This window comes from Klebsiella ornithinolytica NBRC 105727 = ATCC 31898, assembly GCF_001598295.1.
GTDB classification, from domain to species: Bacteria; Pseudomonadota; Gammaproteobacteria; order Enterobacterales; family Enterobacteriaceae; genus Klebsiella; species Klebsiella ornithinolytica.
In genome coordinates this window covers 304,748-321,720 of record NZ_BCYR01000003.1, presented here as the reverse complement: position 1 = coordinate 321,720, position 16,973 = coordinate 304,748, and the positions used below count along the sequence as shown (strand labels likewise).

The window sequence follows — 16,973 nt, the reverse complement described above, 5'->3', positions numbered from 1 at the left end:
AACTTCCTCAGATTGTGTTATCGGCAGGCCAGCTGGCCTGTCATAGTCAGTTCACGGACGATTTGTTGATGCCAGCGCCGTCCGGGGCGCGGTGTTCAGCGGCAGGTTTATGGTTCGGATCGCGCAGCCAGACGGGAATGCCGACCAGACATACCGCCAGTCCCGCCAGAACCAGCAGCGATAGCGAATGGCCGGTATGATTCTGTAGAGCATGGAAAAACAGCGGCGGTCCCAGGAACACGCCAATCAGCGTCAACTGGGTGATAAGCCCGCTGGTGGCGCCAATGCTGTCGCGTGAAGGAGCCACCACCGGCGCCAGTGCCCACATTCCCACCAGCAGCCCGCTGCCAAAGGTAAAGACCCACGACGCCACCAGCGATGGCCACAGCCCCAGCTGCAGGCTGAAGATGACCAGCGCGGGAATACCGGTCAGTAAGATGCCCAGCGCGCCGATAAGCATCGCCCGGACGCCACGGTTGAGCAGGGCGCCGACCATCAGACAGCCGATGCCGTTACAGACCATCGCCACCACGTTCCAGCGCGAAACCGCCAGCGGATCCACGCCATAGCTTTTCGCCAGCCACGGTGCGAGGGTGGTGATGACGCCGGTTTGCAGAAACGCATCGGCGCCGAAAGAGATCCCCAGCAGCCACGGCAGCGGGCTCTTCAGCACGTCGCGCAGGCCCCGGGTACGGGAGAAGATGATTTTTTCTTCCGCACTGCGTCGTGGCAGGCAGCATTGCGCCACAGCGGCCAGCAGCAGGGTCAAGACCGAGTGGGCCAGGAACGCCACCCGCCAGTCGCCAAAGTGTTCGGCCAGACCGGCCGAGAGAAACGGCAGTAGAAAACTGGCGGGGACAAACGTTGACCACAGCGCCATCGCCATCGTCCTCTGCTTGCCGGTTGTGATGCGAATAAGCAGGGTGACGGCGGCGACGGCGGTCAGGACATAGCCCACGCCGGTAATCGCCCGACAGATCAGCAGCAGCGTAAAAGTGGGGGCAGCAATCACCAGCAGGTCGCCGGCAACAATAATCACCGCGCCAATCAGCAGCACCACGCGATCGCCGAAGCGGTCAACGGTATAGCCTGCCAGCAGCGCGCCGAGAGCGACCATTAAGGAAGGGAGCGACATGATCAGTCCCACCTGGCCGTGCCCGTCGATATGAAACGCGTGTGCAATGGCGCCCAGTTCGGTGACCGCTTCACTGACGGTCATCGCCGCCATCACGCCGAGGGCGTAGGTCACCAGAATTCTGAGATAAGCATTTTGAAAAAATGTAGCCACAATCGTACTCCTGGATGCTGTTAAGTTTGCTCACAGGCCGCGCGCGGCGCCGGAGCGTTGAGGTACAGCGTGTGACGATGTGCAATGTCAGGCGTCGTTGGCCATCGCCAGAAAACGTTCCAGGTCCGGCGGTTCAACCCGCAGCCGCGGAGGCTGCGGCGTCACGCCCACGAACGTTGTGGCCTCGGTAAACCATTTGTTTTGTGCCGGCAGTCCCCACTGATCGGCGCGTTTGGGATCCGCCAGATCCCAGCCGACGGCAGGTTCCGGGTCGATGTGCTGATAGTGGGTGTTGAACAGTTCAATGCGGTGGCCATCAGGGTCGCGAAAATAGATAAACAGCGCGCCGCTGATGCCGTGACGTCCAGGGCCGCGCTCCAGCTGCGGCGCGTAGCCCAACGCTCCGGCCACGTCACAGGCGCGAATCATGTCGTTGCTATCCGGGATGGTATAAGCGAAATGGTGCAGGCGAGGGCCGACGCCGTTAGTAAAGACAATATCGTGCGGGTTGCCTTTACGCTGCATCCACACCCCCCAGAGCTGCTCATTGCCGTCCAGCGTCGACCAGGTGTATTCGCTAGTGCGAAATCCCAGGCGCTGGTAGAAATCAAACGCGGTGCGCACGTCGCTGGCCTGCAGCTGATAATGATCGAGACGCTGGGCACAGGCGCCGCGGTAGCGATCGTACTGTTTAAACATCCGTTCGCGCGGCTCCATGGTCGCGCAGAACTCCAGCGGCACGCCGATGCTGTCGCTGACGTGCAGCGTCAGACCCTGCCAGGGGACATCAACCAGTTTGACATTCGCTCCTTGTGCGGCGAAATAATCCCGCGCCCGTTTGACATCGTCGTCACTGTGGACCCGCATGCCGATGCGCGCGCAGCCAGGCTGTGCGCTTTTACGTAGCACCAGACTGTGGTGACCGCGCTCTTCCAGGCCACGCAGCCAGACGGTGGAGGCATCTTCATCGCTGACGATCAGGCCCACCAGCTCGCGATAAAAATGTTTACTTGCTTCAAGGTCCCGTACGTTCAGGACGACATGGCTGGCCCGGGTCACATTAAAAGGAGGCTGGCCGACTAGCTCATTGATCTGCTGCATTGTAGGGTTCTCTCTTTCAGTCATCGCTACAGGTATCGGATACGTAGCAGCTCTGTGGCCGCCTGATCTTCTCAAGACAAAGCTCAATTGAGATATATCTTTTATCTCGATATATCTAGTTGTGAACTGATAGTAGATGAGCGGAAAAAATTCGCTATGGCGCGATGATGAAAATGTGATCTGTTGCGCGAATGTTAATCATTGTCATTTTCGTGTTAAAAATAACGACAGAAGGCGCCACCTGATAATTTTTTGTTTTATAGGGGATTTTCCTAATCCACACCCGAAAGACGCCTCACCATCTATACTTTGGGTTCGACATATCAACAGGAGCGATTACATGGCAATCCATAAGAAAGGTCAGGCGCACTGGGAAGGGGATTTAAAAAGTGGCAAGGGGACCGTTTCGACAGAAAGCGGGGCGTTGAGCCAGCAGCCGTACGGTTTCAATACCCGTTTTGAGGGAGTAAAAGGGACCAATCCGGAAGAGTTGATAGGCGCTGCGCATGCGGCCTGCTTCTCGATGGCGCTGTCGCTGATGCTCAGTGAAGCCGGCTATACGGCCACGGCGATTGATACGGTGGCGGTGGTGACGCTGGATAAATCCGGCGGCGGTTTTGCGATTACCCAGGTGGCGCTGCAGAGTCAGATTGTTCTGCCGGGCATTGAAGCCGATGTCTTTGACGGCATTATCCAGAAAGCGAAAGCCGGCTGCCCGGTATCGCAGGTGTTGAACGCTGAGATTAGCCTCGACTACCAGCTGAATCCTTGAGTCTTTAGTGCCCGTTGCTGGCGGGCACTCTGCATCCTCGCTGCGGATAAAGTCACGGCCTGCACATGAGTCCCGCGCCGAATAGTGGTATGTTTTGCTGTCACGGAGAGAATCAGGCAAAACAATGACCAGCATACGCGGAATGATAGAAGCTCAGGTTCTGGGCTTAACCGGCATGGCGCTGAAAGAGATTGATTTCGAGCACCCGCAAGGGGAGCCGGGGCTGTTCGGCCCCCGATCGGCCATCTGGCAGGTACACGGCGACTTTACGTCGATGCTATGCGGAGGCGTGAGCGCACTGTTGCTCCAGATGTTGCACCCGCTGGCGCTGGCCGGCGTCTGGGATCACTCCAATTTCCGCGACGATATCTTCGGCCGCCTGCGGCGCACCAGCCAGTTTATCTCCGCGACCACCTTTGGCACCACCATCGATGCGGAAAGGCTGATTGCCAAAGTGCAGGGCATTCACCTGCGGGTCAGCGGGCAGGATAAAGACGGCACGCCGTATATGGCCAGCGATCCGGCGCTGCTGACCTGGGTACACGTGGCCGAATGCAGCAGCTTTATGGCATCGCATCTGCGCTATAAGCGTACGGTGGTCAGCGAGGAGCGACAGACGCAATATTTCCACGAGGCGGCTGAGATTGCCCGCCGTCTGGGCGCGCGCGATATCCCGGTGACGCCGCAGCAGGTGACGGAATATCTGCAGGATATGCGCCCGCGTCTGCGCTGCGATGAGCGTACGCGGGAGGTGGCGAACGTGCTGCTGACCACCCGTTTACCCGGCCGTCTGACTCAGCCGGCAGGCCAGTTGATGATGCGTGCCGGGATTGATCTGCTGCCGCCCTGGGCGCAGGAGATGCTCTCTCTGACGCTGACTCCCTGGCAGCGGCATACCGCCCGGCTCGCGGTACAGGGTATCGCCAGGGTGCTTCGCGCATCGGTACGCAACGGCGCCTATCATTGTGCGATGCGCAGAATGGCCGTGAATTAACGTTTTTGTCGCGGATAGCACCTGTCGGCTATTATTTCAGAATAAAAAAGTCGGCGCGATTTATATTTTTATGCGCGTTTTCGGCCCTCTGTGAATTAAATTATCGGCTCGCTGGAATCGATTGCGTGTGGGCCCCGCGACAGGTGCGTTAACTGTCCAGAGGAGGCCGACGCCGGCAGGTTGATAATGTAGCCACATTAATCTCAGGGTTGATTCATTGGCGCTCTACCTCGCATCCCCGCAGTGGTTTTCATATTGCCCGATAAATAAAAAAGGACCATAATTATTGCGCCATTATTCCATCGCATATTAATGGTTAATAACAAACGCATTGTCGTGTTTATGTTCAATAAAATAATCCAATCGGTTAATAGATATTATCTATAGCCAGACTGGGCATTCAGGAAGTCATACAATGATCATCCGACCAGAACAACACTGGTTCCTTCGTCTGTTTGACTGGCACGGCTCCGTGCTGTCAAAAATCATTTTTCGCCTGCTGCTTAACGTCCTGATGTCGATTATCGCCATCATCAGCTATCAATGGTACGAACAGCTGGGTATCCATCTGACCGTGGCGCCCTTTAGTTTGCTGGGGATAGCCATCGCGATATTCCTCGGTTTTCGCAACAGCGCCAGCTACAACCGTTTTGTCGAAGCGCGTAATCTCTGGGGGACGGTACTGATTGCCGAACGCACCCTGATGCGTCAGCTGAAAAATATTCTTCCGACGGAGCACCAAACGCATCAAAAAATCGCCAGCTACCTGATTGCCTTTAGCTGGAGTCTGAAACACCAGTTACGTAAAACCCATCCCGGGGCTGACCTTAACCGGCTGCTGCCCCCCGATACCGTCGCGGAGATCCTCGGCAGCTCGATGCCGACTAACCGCATCCTGTTGCTGGTCGGTCATGAGCTGGGCCAGCTGCGCGAAGCGGGGAAGGTGAGCGATATCACCTATGGTCTGATGGACAATAAGCTCGACGAGCTCGCCCACGTGTTGGGCGGATGCGAACGCCTGGCCAGCACGCCGGTCCCTTTCGCATATACCTTGATTCTGCAGCGTACGGTCTATCTGTTCTGCACCTTGCTGCCTTTCGCGCTGGTCGGCGATCTGCACTACATGACGCCGTTCGTGTCGGTCTTTATCTCTTACACCTTCTTGTCCTGGGATTCGCTGGCGGAAGAGCTGGAAGATCCGTTTGGCACCGCGGCGAACGATTTACCCCTCAACGCCATGTGCAACACCATCGAACGCAACCTGTTGGATATGACCGGTCAGCACCCGCTGCCGGAAACGCTGCAGCCCGACCGCTACTACAATCTGACCTGATGGTTCTCTCTGCGTAACTGTTAAATAAGTTAAATCTAACGCGTGATAGATAACATTGATTATACAGTTGCGATCCCGATTGTTATGCTTTCGTTAACAAAAACGTCCGCCGCGGTGTTCTCCGGCGGACGAACTTTTTCACGTTGCGGATCGCCCTGATTAAGGTGATTCGGCACGTCGTTCTCGCTTATCGACGGCGCATTCTGGAGTAGATATGAATATGAAAAGACGCTCAGTACCTGGCGTGCATCCTTATGATGGCCCGGCTGGCGGCTGGGGCGCATTGAAAGCAACGGCCATCGCCGTGCGGACACAAATGGATGCCCTGGAGGCGCCCGTCACCCTGCTGCGCACCAATCAGCCTGACGGCTTTGACTGCCCCGGCTGTGCCTGGCCGGATAAAGAACACAAATCTACTTTCCAGTTTTGCGAAAATGGCGCCAAAGCGGTGACCTGGGAAGCGACCAGCAAACGCGTTACGCCGAAATTTCTGGCGGCGAACACCGTCACTTCGCTGTTGGCCAAAAGCGACTTTGAGCTCGAAGGCTACGGTCGCTTAACCCATCCGCTGGTCTACGATCGCGCCAGCGACACGCTGCGCCCGACCAGCTGGGAAAGCGCCTTCGCGCGTATCGGCGAAGTGGTCAGCGGCATGCAGCCGGACGAGGTCGAGTTCTATACTTCCGGACGCGCCTCCAACGAAGCGGCCTGGCTGTTCCAGCTGTTTGCCCGTGAACTGGGCACCAACAATTTTCCCGACTGTTCGAATATGTGCCATGAATCGACCAGCGTTGGGCTGCCGCAGTCGATCGGCATCGGCAAGGGAACGGTGTCGCTGGATGATTTTGATAAAACCGAGCTGGTGATTTCCATCGGCCATAATCCGGGAACCAACCACCCGCGTATGATGGGGACGCTGCATGAGCTGGCTCGTCGCGGCGTACCGATTATCGTGTTTAACCCTTTGAAAGAGCGTGCGCTGGAGCGTTTTGCCGACCCGCAGAATGTTATCGAGATGGCAACCCTGCGCTCGACAAATATTGCCTCTACCTATTTTCAGGTGAAGGCCGGTGGCGATGCGGCGGCGCTGAAAGGCATTGCCAAAGCGCTGCTGCAGATGGAAGAAGAGCAGGGTAGCGTCCTCGATCGCGCCTTTATTACTGAACATACGCAGAACTTCCCGGCGTTTGTCGATGATTTGCAGAAGACCTCCTGGCAAGATATCGAACGCGAATCCGGTCTCACCCGCGCTGACCTGCAGCGGGTTGCCGACGCTTACGCTAAATCGAACGCCACGATTGTGACCTATGGCATGGGGATCACTCAGCATAACAAAGGCACATCAAACGTGCGGCTGATCGCCGACCTGCTGCTGATGCGCGGGAATATCGGCAAACTCGGTGCCGGGATCTGTCCGTTGCGCGGTCACTCCAACGTCCAGGGCAACCGCACCGTCGGGATTACCGAGAAGCCGGGCGCCGCCTTCCTGGCGAAGCTGCAGGAGGTGTTTGGGTTCGTGCCGCCACACAAGCATGGCCATGACGCGGTAAAAGCGCTGCAGGCGATGATCGAGGGCAAATCGAAGGCTCTGCTGTGTCTTGGCGGTAACTTTGCGGTGGCAATGCCCGACCATGAGCGCGCGTTCCCGGCAATGCGCGGGCTGGATCTCAGCGTGCACGTCGGGACAAAACTGAACCGTTCGCATCTGCTGGTAGCGAAAGAGACGTTTATTCTGCCGTGTCTGGGCCGCACCGAGCTGGATATGCAGGAGACCGGGCGGCAGTCGATCACCGTGGAAGATTCCATGTCGATGGTGCACGCCTCGTCAGGAAAACTGAAACCGGCCTCGCCGCTGCTGCGTTCAGAACCGGCGATTGTTGCCGGTATGGCGATGGCGACCCTGGCAAACACTAAAGTCGACTGGCGCTCGCTGGTGGCAGATTACGACCGTATCCGCGATCTGATCGAACGCACCATTCCCGGTTTTGATAACTACAACGAGCGTATTCGTCACCCGGGCGGTTTTCGCATGCCGCTGCCGCCGACGGAGCGCATCTGGCCAACGCCAACCGGGAAAGCCATGTTCTCGGTGTTCCACGGCGTACATGAGAACGTCCATGTTGCGGGCGAGGAGGTGCTGCGGCTGGTCACACTGCGCAGCCACGATCAGTACAACACCACCATCTACGCCATGGATGACCGCTACCGCGGTATTTTTGGCCGTCGCGACGTGCTGTTTATGAACGAGCAGGATATGGCCAGTCAGGGATTCGAGCACGGCGACCGGGTGGATATCACCACCGCGCTGCCGGACAGCGATTTGCGTCTGGAGGATATTACGCTGGTGGCCTACAACATCGCGCCAGGCACCGTTGGCGCCTACTATCCGGAAGCCAACGTCCTGGTTCCGCTGGACTACATTGATGAAGAGAGCGGCACGCCTTCTTATAAATCCGTGCCGATTCGTCTGACCCTGCGCTCGAAAGAGATTCGGCCGGTCTCCGGCCTGCGCTAATCTGCCCGCGACCGCTGCCGACCTCAACGTCGGCAGCAAACTCTCGCTATTCTGGCGCCAGTACCAGCTTGATGCCAAGGCCGACAAAACCGGCGGCAAAAGCGACCCGCAGCCCCAGTAACACCCTGGGACGGGTCAGGACATAGCCGCGCATCGCGGCCGCGCAGGCGCCGTATAACATAAAGACCAGTAGCGTCATCAGCATAAAAATCCCGCTCAGCGTCAGCATCGCTTCCCCCGGGGAGGCGGCATCGCTGCGGATAAATTGCGGCAGAAAGGCGAAAAAGAAGAGCGGCAGTTTCGGGTTGAGAAGGTTAATCATCACGGCATGCGTGATGATTTTCAGCTGTGAATCGGCCTTGTCGCGGCTCTCTGGCGTGAGCGCGCCCCGTTGAGCGAGCGTATTCCATGCCATGTACAGCAGCCAGGCGACACCGAGATATTTGATCGCACCGAAGAGTTCCGGAGTGCGGTGGAGCAGCGCCGCCAGACCGGTGACGGCGGCAAGCAGATGCGGAATGATACCCAGGGTGCAGCCGAAAGCGGCCGCGAAGCTCCTGCGTCTTCCGGCAGCGAGTCCGGTGGCGATGGTGTAGAGCGTCCCGGTGCCGGGGGCGAGTACAACCAGCAATGAGGTGAGTAGAAATTCAGGGCTGATGAACGACATGGCGGTGTTCCTGTGAGAGAAATCAGTCGCTCTGAGTATTTCGCCACACCGCGGGCGCGTCTTGAATAAAATTGCAGGCGAGGTTACCGGACGGAGTGATAGCTGCCCGGGGTGGTGCCGAACTGTTTTTGAAAGGCGCGAGTCAGATGGCTTTGATCGGCGAAGCCGGCCATCTGCGCCGCATCGGCGGGGGAATGTCCGGCGCTTAACAGCCGACGCGCCAGCCGTACCCGGGACTGCACCAGATAGGCATGCGGGGTAATGCCCGTTTCGCGGGCGAAGCCGCGGATCAGCTGGAAACGACTCATGCCGCACAGCGCGGCGAGCATGTCGAGGGAGGTTTTTTCCTCCGGCGCATCATCAAGATACTCTTTTGCCAGCGCGATGGTCGGGGAGTAACGGGCCGGTGCCGTCCGGACGAGACGATGGCAGCCGGTTGCCCGCAGCAGACAGAGCAGCAGCCCCTCTTCAAGCGCCGTCTCATCGCCCGTGCGGGCGGTGATTTCAGCGAACAGTCGCTGCATGAGCAGGCGCAGCGGCGGGTCGTCGACCACCGGGCGCAGCAGGATATCCTCACTTTTGACCGCGCCCTGAAATTCATCGACGACGAGCTGCGGATCGAGGTAGAGCATTTGCCAGCTGCGGGGACCGTTCAGCGGTACGCCATCGTGCATTTCTCCCGGGTTGACCATAATGATCTGCCCGGCCGAGGCGTCAACCTGGCCAAGATGACTCCACGAGCGCTGGGCACCGCGAATGAAAATACCGAGGCCAAACTGCTCGTGAGCATGGCGCGAAAAGTGCTGTTCGGTCAGCAGCGACATGGCCTCGAGACCGGGGAGAGGCAAGTGATGCTGCTGGACGTGATGGATGCGGGGCGTCATGTGCTCCTCCCGAAGCGGTTCTGTGCGAGTGTAGTCCGCCGATCGTCACTTCCGCAAGCGCCGGACCGGCTTGTATTTGTCCGATGCTGAACGTAACATTTAACTAACATACTTTTGACCGGGCGAGGGGAGTCTGCATCGCGCCGGCGTTCGCATATAGCGAACGGCAACACACTGGATTAACCATGGATATTAAACAGCTCAAATACCTGATCGCACTCGATCAAACGCGTCATTTTGGCCAGGCCGCGGCGCTGTGCCATATCACTCAGCCGACGCTTTCGATGCGCATCCGCAATCTGGAAGAGGAGCTCAATCTGGTTCTGATTCAACGCGGGCAGCGGTTTGAGGGGTTTACCGCGGAAGGCGAACGTATTCTGGCCTGGGCGCGGGCGCTGCTGGCGGCTCATGACGGGCTGGAGGCGGAAGCGGCGATTTGTCGCGGCCAGATGGTGGGGCAACTGCGGGTAGGGATGGTGCCGCTGGCCAGCCTTAACCCGATGCAGCTGATTAAACCGCTGGCCGGGAAGTACCCGGAGCTGCAGTTCAGCCTGCTTTCTCTCACCTCGGAGCAGATTATCGATGGCGTCAGCCGTAATCAGCTCGATCTGGGCATTTGCTACCTTCACCACGTCGATAGCCAGCTTTTCAACATTAAGCGGCTGCCGGCAACGCGAATGGGGTTGCTGCATGATAAACGCCATTTTCAGTTTGCCGAAGGGACGCCAGACTGGGAAACGCTGGCCGCATTACCGCTTGGTTTTCTCACTAAAGGAATGCATTACCGTGAATCCATTGAGATGAGTTTTAAGAGTAAAGGGTTCACGCCGAAATATGTTTTTGAGAGCGATTCTACCTTCCAGATTATCCAGGCGGTGCAGGCGGGAATTTGCTGCGCCATTATGCCGCTCAACAATGGTCTGGAGGCGTTAAGCGATAATCTGGAGATTATTCCCATCGCCGAAACCGAAGTAGAGTCAATGCTGGCGCTGATCATGCGCAACCAGCAGCCGGTCTCGTCACTGGCGGAGAAATGTTTTGCCGATGCGCAGGTCATTTTTAATTAATATGGCCGGGGGATGGGAGGCCGTCCCTGGGGCTCAATGGCATATTCATTTGGCAGACTACGGCTTAGTGCGCTGACGATTGCCCGCTATGAGCCGACTGCGCCGCCGATAATCACCCGGCGGCGCAGCGGACAGTCAGATATTTTCCAGCTCGATACCGCGGGTTTTCGGGCCGTAAATACCCACCGAGAGCATCACCATCAGCATGCTGGCCACGATGAAGCTAATCACCCCCGGGGTGCCGGCGTATTGTAAAATCAGGCCGATCAGAAGGCTGGTGAGCGCCGTTGACAGGCGGCTGAACGAGTAGCAAAAGCCCACGGCTCTGGCGCGAATCCGCGTCGGGAAGATTTCCGCCTGGTAGGCATGATAGCTGATGGTCAGCCAGGCGTTGGACCAGGTAATCATAAACCCGCAGACAACCAGCATCACCGGGTTATTCTGCAGCGCAAACAGGGTACCGAACACCACCGTCATCAGCGCGGAAAGAACGATCTGCCACTTATTCTCAAACCGGTGGACAAAGCGGGTGCAGAACAAGCAGCCCAGCGGGTAGGCGAGAGTGATAAAAAAGGCGTACAGCAGGCTGTGGGTAATGCTCGCCCCCTGGCCGGAAAGCAGCGCCGGCAGCCAGTTGCCGAAGCCAAAAAAGCCGATCGCCTGAAAGAAATTCATCACCATCAGCATGAGGGTTCGTCTGCGGTATTCCGGCGCCCAGATCTCTTTAAAGGTTCCACTTTTGCGATGCGCTTCCCGGGTGTCCGGGATATGCTGCGGCGAAGGCGTGACGCCACAGCGCCGCTCCATCTGACACATCACCGCGTGCGCATCCGCATGGCGACCTTTCACCTCCAGCCAGCGGGCCGACTCCGGCAATTTTTTGCGGATGACCCAAATGATCAGCGAACACAGTGCGCCAAAGATAATCACCCAGCGCCAGCCGCTCAGGCCGAACAGCGTCGTCGGGACCAGCATCCATGACATCAGCGCGACGGCGGGAACCGAGAGAAACTGGATAAAAAAGGCAAAGGCGAACGCTTTGTTGCGCAGATGGGTCGGGACCCATTCGCTCAGGTAGGTGTCGATGGTCACCAGTTCAATTCCCAGCCCAATACCAACCAGGAAGCGGCACAAGATGACCCCTTCGGCGCTGTTCTGGAAAGCCATCAGCAGTGAAAACGCGCCGTACCAGGCCAGCGCAAACATAAAGGTCAATCGGCGGCCCAGCTTGTCCGCCAGCGGCGCCAGCAGACTGGCGCCGATAAATAATCCGAAGAAGGTGGCCGAGGCAAATGAGGCCTGATCGGAGATGCCAAAAATGCCCTGTTGGTCGGTATGAAAAATATGTTCTGCCAGCAGTCCGGTACTGATATACCCGGTCTGAAAAAGATCGTAGAGCTCAAAGAAGCCGCCCAGCGCCAGCAGAGTAATAAACGACCACAGGCCGACAGAGGCAGGCAGGGCATCAATGCGGCGGGTTAAGCTGGAGTGGGGGTGTTCTGCGGGTGCAAAAGGCGCATCCCCCAGAACCTGGGTGGTAGACATATTATTATTTTCCTCAGATAAAATGTTTGCCTGCTAATGTTATTAGATTGTTAATGGTTTTAAATTTTTAATTCCTCTTTCCATGGGACTTCCACAGCAAAAAATCTCGCCGATATGCAAAATGTCTACTGGATACGCTGGTTTCTTCGTAGGGTGGCCGACGGATTTGAAGTAAATGACCATGACACCGGCGGCCAGCATGATGCGCTGAGCCGCTGCTTAGCGACCCACTTTTACCTGCGGCGGCAGCGCCTGTAATATCCGCTCTGCTTCCGATCCGGTCAGCGAATAATCGAAAAAGCGCTGATAAAAATCGCGGGTGATGGCGATCATATCCAGATCGTTAAAACGCTGTGGTTGCAACCGTTTCGCCGCCCATTGGATCTGCAGCGCGCTTTCCGTGCCGTAGCGATCCCACGGGAACACGCCTGCCGGATTCTGCCAGACCTTGCCGTTTTTTACCGCCCGTAGCGGCGCGAACAGCTTGCCATAAGCCGAGTGCTGTAAATCGCCGCACCCGGCGCCGAGGATGATGATATCTGGCTGCCAGGCGAGCACTTTCTCCGGGGAAATTTCCTGCATATTGCCGGAGATTTCCGCCGCGGCGTTTCGCCCACCGGCCAGGTGAATCCAGGTATCGATTAGCGTATGGCTGCCGTCAACCTTAAGAGGCTTCAGCGACTGGATATGCAGCACCCGCGGCCGCTCGCCGTCCGTCAGATCCCGGTTGCGCTGAGCGGTAACGGCGATAACCTGTTGCAGATACCGGTTGTACGCCTGGGCCCTGGCCCGAACCTGGGGCGTATCGAAGACCGCTGCGGTGGTCTCTACGGCGTGGGCCAGCGACGGGTAGTCGGTAAAGTGCATTTCCATCACGGCTAATCCCGCCTGGCGATAGGCGTCCGCATCGCCATTGCCCTGCGCCACAAAGACCACCTGAGCATCGCGCGTCAGCAGCGCTTCGCTGGTGAAGTGGGGGCCGCGACTTATCAGCACCTGATTGAGCCGGGGAGCGATATGAAACATCCACGGGCGGCTATCCGGACGGTTAACCGTGGCGACGATACGGTCGCCGACGCCGAGCGTCATCAGCAGCGAGTGGTGCGCGAACCACCCCTCTGCCACCTGAGTCACCCGATCGGGCAATATCACCGGGTGCCCGGCATCGTCCGTCACCTGACGGTCGGCCAGCACCGGGAAAGCGAGTAGCAGCGAAAGCAGACCAGCGGCTATCTTTTTCATGTCGTTCCTCAGAAATCAAACTGTACTGACGCCGTCGCTTCGCGCGGTGCGCCGGGCTGAGCGCTGGCGTAACCTGCGCCGGTATAGCCTGTCAGCGCGCCGGGCACGATGTTGGTCCAGTAGTGGCGATTAGTAATGTTAGTAATTGCTAACCTGAAGGTGGTGTCGGTGCCAAACAGTCGGGTGCGGTAGTTGCTGCCGATATCCACGGTGGTATAGCTGGCGACCCAGCTGTCATTGGCATTATCCGTCGCCCGGCGCCCGACGTAGTGAATATTGCCGTTGACGTCGAGTCCAGGAACCGGGTCGATGCTGTAAATGGCCAGCAGGTTGGCGGTGAAGCGCGGCAGGCCGACAACCTGCTTATCATCGGCATCCGCGCTCGAGGTATTATGCAGACGCGGGTCGAGCCAGGTAGCGCCGCCGAACAGTCGTAGGTTAGAGGTGACGTGTCCGTCGGCCATCAGCTCCAGCCCGCGGTTTTTTTGCGTACCGTCTTCGGCAAAATCGCCGCTATCGTTGGTGTAGGCGAACGGACGTTCGGCCTGGAATAGCGCCGCGGTTAAGAGCAGGTCGCGGTGCGGGGCATATTTCGCGCCGACTTCCAGCTGATGGCTACGATAAGGGTCGAGAACCTCTCCGGCATTGCTGGCTCCGGCCGGCGCCGTGTCGCCCTGTTGCATGCTGTTTGCCCAGGTCGTGTAGAGCGTCACATTCTCCACCGGTTTATACATCAGACTGGCTGAGCCGCTGGTACCCCGGTCATCATGATTGCTGCTGCGATTTCCGCTTTTGTTGTAATTGTCGACGGTGAACAGGTTTTCGCTACCCGAGAGCAGCAGGCTCCACTGCGGGGTGAAAGTCAGCGTATCGCTCAGTAAAAAAACGTGCTGCGTGGTGGTGGCCGAATGATAGCGGTCGGTGAAGTCCGGGTAAGCAGGGCGGGCGTAATCAGGATTTTCCGCCAGCGAGGCGTGTCCCAGCGTTTGCGTCCCGCCGTTGCGTGGATTGTCGTTTTTCCACACGAAACCGCGCATGCCGACCGCCAGATCATGCTGCAGCCAGCCCGTCTCGACGCTGCCGGTAAGATTGGCAAGATAGCTGTTGATGGTAAAACGGCTGGCGGCAGAGTTGGCGGTTGTGGTGGTGTAATGGCCGCGATTGTCGGTGAGCGTATTGGTCACGGCGGTGGATTCGCGGTCGGCAATCTGGCGCAGTACGCCAATGTCCAGCAGCCAGTTACCGTCAAAATCATGCTTAATATGCAGGCTTCCGGTTGTGGTGGTGTCGTCGTTGCCGGCGTAGTACTGGCCATATTGGCTTTTGGTCGGATCCAGCGGCGACGGGAAACGGGTGCCTTTTGCGAGGGCAAAAGTACCGGGAAGACCTTTTTGATAGAAGTGGTAGTAGCTGAAATTGCTCTCCAGCACCGTCTGGTCGGTCAGCTGGAAGTCGAGCGCCAGACCCGCATACTGGTTGCGCTGACGGCTACTGTGGGTATAGCTGCTGCCGTCCTGATCCCGCAGATTGAGGCGATATTTTACTCTGTCGGCCGCGTCAACCGGCCCGCTCAGGTCCAACGCGGCATTCGCGCCGGAGGCGGTCCCACCGCCAACGGTTACCCTGCGCAGCGGCACATCGGTAGGCCGTTTCGAGACCAGGTTAAACATGCCTGCCGGGTTCGCCGGGCCATATAACGCGCCGGCCATACCGTTCAGTACCTCAATGCGTTGAAACTGTTCAGCGGGGTACTCGGTGGTCGACACCACGTTCAGGCCATCAATCATGCTGTTCTGGACCACGCTGCCCTGCATACCGCGGGTTTGTGGACGAACGCCGTCGCCCTGGACGGAGGGCAGATAACGGTAGATATCTTTGACGCTGCTGGCCTGCACCTGGCGGGTCAGAGAGTCGGAGAGCGTCTGCACGGACCACGGAACGTTAATCAACTTCTGCTTGCCGAGGTTGCCTACCGTAGCCTGCTGTTCAGCGGCAGGCGTAACATCATCAAGGGATTGCGTAAGCGGTTCTGCGGTGACAACCAGGGTTTCTGCCGCATATACGGGCATCGCCGGCATAATGAGAGAACAGGGAATCATCCCGGTAAATAAAACGAGTTTATATGAGCGCATTAATTTTGAGTTCAGACGAATGAAAGCGGAATGAGGCGGGTAAAATCTCGTCTCTGTCTGAAGGGTACGGTTTTTATTTGTATGACAAAAAGATAAAAAACATCGCTGTATATGTCAATATATAACGTTGGTTTTTGTAGGTCGGCACAGTCAACCTGCTACTGAATAAACAATGCTATTTATCTGTTTTTGCAGGTTTTAGTCTGCTGACGTGCCCCTGAAGAGAGCGATGGATTTTTTTCAGGTCCGCGAGAGGTATAAAACCGTTGTGCTGCAGATAAGCTTGTTATTGTCGTTCAGGGAAGGTGTAATCGATGAGGATTCCTCATCTTTTTCCGGGGCAGATGCGCCGGTAACACCACGAAGAGCGAAAATGACGCAAGGAATGACTGAATTCAGGTTTACTTCGTTTATGGCGCAGCGGGCTCAGGAGCTGGCGTTGGCCCTTGATGCAGATCAGCAGGCGCTGGTTAATCAACTGGACACGCTGGGGAGCGGACTGACCTCAGGCAAGGCCGCCGGCGCCAAAGGGCTATACGTCTGGGGGCGTACCGGGCGCGGCAAAAGTTTTATTATCGATCATTTCTTTACCAGCCTGCCGCTGGCGGAAAAGCGCCGGGTGCATTTCCACTATTTCTTTCGCGAACTGCATCAGCGGCTGAACGCGCAGCCCGCGCTAACCCTGCCTGAGGTGCTGGCACAGATGACCGACGGCTGTCGACTCCTGTGTTTTGATGAGTTCCATCTGCACGATCCGGGCGACGCCATGTTGGTGAAAGCGCTGCTTACGCTGCTGTTCCAACGCGGCATCATTCTGCTGGCTACCTCCAACTATCCCCCGGATCAATTACTGGCTAACCCGCTGTATCACGAACGTTTTGTGCCGTCGATTGCGCTGATCAAACAGCACATGACGATAGCCGCGCTCAATGGTGAAGAGGATTACCGGGCGCGCCATGCGCCGGCGGAAAATCCATTCTGCCGCGGGAGGTTTCTGGTGCAGCCCTCTGCACAAACCCGCCAGCGACTTGAACTACCGGATCCCTGCGTCAGCGCGCAGCCGCTGCAGGTGGGCTATCGTACGCTGCACGCCGCCTCTGCGCCGGCGCATTTTCTGCATTTTACCTTCAACCAACTGTGCATGGCGGCAACATCGGTGATGGATTATCTGGCGCTCTGTGAACGGCATGAGCGCTGGCTACTGGATGCGGTTCCGCCTTTGCGTCAGGCAGGCCCGGCGGCGCAGCAGCGTTTTATTAATCTGGTGGATGTGCTCTATGAAAAGCAGTGTCAGCTGATCGTGGTGGCTGCCTGCGGACTGAGCGAACTGGTGGCGGATGTCGAACAGGAAGATATTCAGCGTACCTACAGCCGGTTATTGCAGCTGGGGAAAACATAAGAGGGGAAGGGGAAAAGCCCCGGCGGGCATAGCG

The 16,973-nt window shown here is 57.6% G+C and carries 13 protein-coding genes; 6 read left to right on the top strand and 7 right to left on the bottom strand.

What is annotated here, in order from left to right; all coding sequences use genetic code 11:
• Positions 1-46: 46 nt before the first annotated feature.
• Entirely contained in the window at positions 47-1,288 is a 1,242-nt protein-coding gene (locus ROR01S_RS09030; RefSeq protein WP_064359355.1) for an MFS transporter, read from the bottom strand.
• Between the two features lie 87 nt (positions 1,289-1,375).
• The gene (gene hpaD / locus ROR01S_RS09025) at positions 1,376-2,389 is read right to left on the bottom strand and encodes a 3,4-dihydroxyphenylacetate 2,3-dioxygenase (protein WP_064359354.1); all 1,014 of its coding nucleotides are present in this window, start codon (positions 2,387-2,389) and stop codon (positions 1,376-1,378) included.
• 340 nt (positions 2,390-2,729) lie between these two features.
• Here hpaD and ROR01S_RS09020 point away from each other — a divergent pair, with 340 nt between their 5' ends.
• From ROR01S_RS09020 to ROR01S_RS09005, 4 genes are all read left to right on the top strand, one after another.
• A complete protein-coding gene (locus tag ROR01S_RS09020; protein WP_004861784.1) occupies positions 2,730-3,161 on the top strand; it encodes an OsmC family protein in 432 nt (143 codons plus the stop codon).
• Between the two features lie 124 nt (positions 3,162-3,285).
• Positions 3,286-4,155 carry an oxygenase MpaB family protein gene (locus ROR01S_RS09015; protein ID WP_004861787.1) on the top strand — a complete coding sequence of 290 codons (870 nt, stop codon included), beginning with the start codon at positions 3,286-3,288 and terminating at the stop codon, positions 4,153-4,155.
• A gap of 415 nt (positions 4,156-4,570) precedes the next feature.
• On the top strand, positions 4,571-5,488 hold the full coding sequence (locus tag ROR01S_RS09010; protein ID WP_004861790.1) for a bestrophin family protein: 918 nt from the start codon (positions 4,571-4,573) through the stop codon (positions 5,486-5,488).
• A gap of 214 nt (positions 5,489-5,702) precedes the next feature.
• On the top strand, positions 5,703-8,003 hold the full coding sequence (locus tag ROR01S_RS09005) for an FdhF/YdeP family oxidoreductase (RefSeq protein WP_064359353.1): 2,301 nt from the start codon (positions 5,703-5,705) through the stop codon (positions 8,001-8,003).
• A 46-nt stretch (positions 8,004-8,049) separates the two neighbouring features.
• On the opposite strand, the gene ROR01S_RS09000 is transcribed toward ROR01S_RS09005, so the two are convergent.
• Positions 8,050-8,670: a LysE family translocator gene (locus ROR01S_RS09000; RefSeq protein ID WP_064359352.1), complete on the bottom strand. Its 621-nt coding sequence runs from the start codon at positions 8,668-8,670 to the stop codon at positions 8,050-8,052.
• Between the two features lie 83 nt (positions 8,671-8,753).
• Positions 8,754-9,554: a helix-turn-helix transcriptional regulator gene (locus ROR01S_RS08995; RefSeq protein ID WP_064359351.1), complete on the bottom strand. Its 801-nt coding sequence runs from the start codon at positions 9,552-9,554 to the stop codon at positions 8,754-8,756.
• Between the two features lie 185 nt (positions 9,555-9,739).
• On the opposite strand from ROR01S_RS08995, the gene ROR01S_RS08990 reads away from it, so the two are divergent.
• On the top strand, positions 9,740-10,621 hold the full coding sequence (locus ROR01S_RS08990; protein ID WP_004861802.1) for a LysR family transcriptional regulator: 882 nt from the start codon (positions 9,740-9,742) through the stop codon (positions 10,619-10,621).
• A gap of 135 nt (positions 10,622-10,756) precedes the next feature.
• On the opposite strand, the gene ROR01S_RS08985 is transcribed toward ROR01S_RS08990, so the two are convergent.
• The 3 genes from ROR01S_RS08985 to ROR01S_RS08975 all read right to left on the bottom strand — a co-directional run bounded on the left by ROR01S_RS08985 (position 10,757) and on the right by ROR01S_RS08975 (position 15,540).
• The gene (locus ROR01S_RS08985) at positions 10,757-12,166 is read right to left on the bottom strand and encodes an MFS transporter (RefSeq protein WP_064359350.1); all 1,410 of its coding nucleotides are present in this window, start codon (positions 12,164-12,166) and stop codon (positions 10,757-10,759) included.
• 219 nt (positions 12,167-12,385) lie between these two features.
• Positions 12,386-13,408 carry an ABC transporter substrate-binding protein gene (locus tag ROR01S_RS08980; RefSeq protein WP_015584362.1) on the bottom strand — a complete coding sequence of 341 codons (1,023 nt, stop codon included), beginning with the start codon at positions 13,406-13,408 and terminating at the stop codon, positions 12,386-12,388.
• An 8-nt stretch (positions 13,409-13,416) separates the two neighbouring features.
• Positions 13,417-15,540 (bottom strand): TonB-dependent receptor, encoded by a 2,124-nt coding sequence (locus tag ROR01S_RS08975; protein ID WP_064359349.1) that lies wholly within the window; start codon positions 15,538-15,540, stop codon positions 13,417-13,419.
• Between the two features lie 373 nt (positions 15,541-15,913).
• On the opposite strand from ROR01S_RS08975, the gene zapE reads away from it, so the two are divergent.
• Entirely contained in the window at positions 15,914-16,939 is a 1,026-nt protein-coding gene (gene zapE, locus ROR01S_RS08970) for a cell division protein ZapE (RefSeq protein WP_073972284.1), read from the top strand.
• Positions 16,940-16,973 lie beyond the last annotated feature (34 nt).

Bases quoted from the DNA above. Each gene is read 5' to 3' on its own strand.
- hpaD (WP_064359354.1), bottom strand. From the start codon at position 2,389: ATGCAGCAGATCAATGAGCTAGTCGGCCAGCCTCCTTTTAATGTGACC.
- ROR01S_RS09020 (WP_004861784.1), top strand. From the start codon at position 2,730: ATGGCAATCCATAAGAAAGGTCAGGCGCACTGGGAAGGGGATTTAAAA.
- ROR01S_RS09015 (WP_004861787.1), top strand. From the start codon at position 3,286: ATGACCAGCATACGCGGAATGATAGAAGCTCAGGTTCTGGGCTTAACC.
- ROR01S_RS09010 (WP_004861790.1), top strand. From the start codon at position 4,571: ATGATCATCCGACCAGAACAACACTGGTTCCTTCGTCTGTTTGACTGG.
- ROR01S_RS09005 (WP_064359353.1), top strand. From the start codon at position 5,703: ATGAATATGAAAAGACGCTCAGTACCTGGCGTGCATCCTTATGATGGC.
- ROR01S_RS09000 (WP_064359352.1), bottom strand. From the start codon at position 8,670: ATGTCGTTCATCAGCCCTGAATTTCTACTCACCTCATTGCTGGTTGTA.
- ROR01S_RS08995 (WP_064359351.1), bottom strand. From the start codon at position 9,554: ATGACGCCCCGCATCCATCACGTCCAGCAGCATCACTTGCCTCTCCCC.
- ROR01S_RS08990 (WP_004861802.1), top strand. From the start codon at position 9,740: ATGGATATTAAACAGCTCAAATACCTGATCGCACTCGATCAAACGCGT.
- ROR01S_RS08985 (WP_064359350.1), bottom strand. From the start codon at position 12,166: ATGTCTACCACCCAGGTTCTGGGGGATGCGCCTTTTGCACCCGCAGAA.
- ROR01S_RS08980 (WP_015584362.1), bottom strand. From the start codon at position 13,408: ATGAAAAAGATAGCCGCTGGTCTGCTTTCGCTGCTACTCGCTTTCCCG.
- ROR01S_RS08975 (WP_064359349.1), bottom strand. From the start codon at position 15,540: ATGCGCTCATATAAACTCGTTTTATTTACCGGGATGATTCCCTGTTCT.
- zapE (WP_073972284.1), top strand. From the start codon at position 15,914: ATGACGCAAGGAATGACTGAATTCAGGTTTACTTCGTTTATGGCGCAG.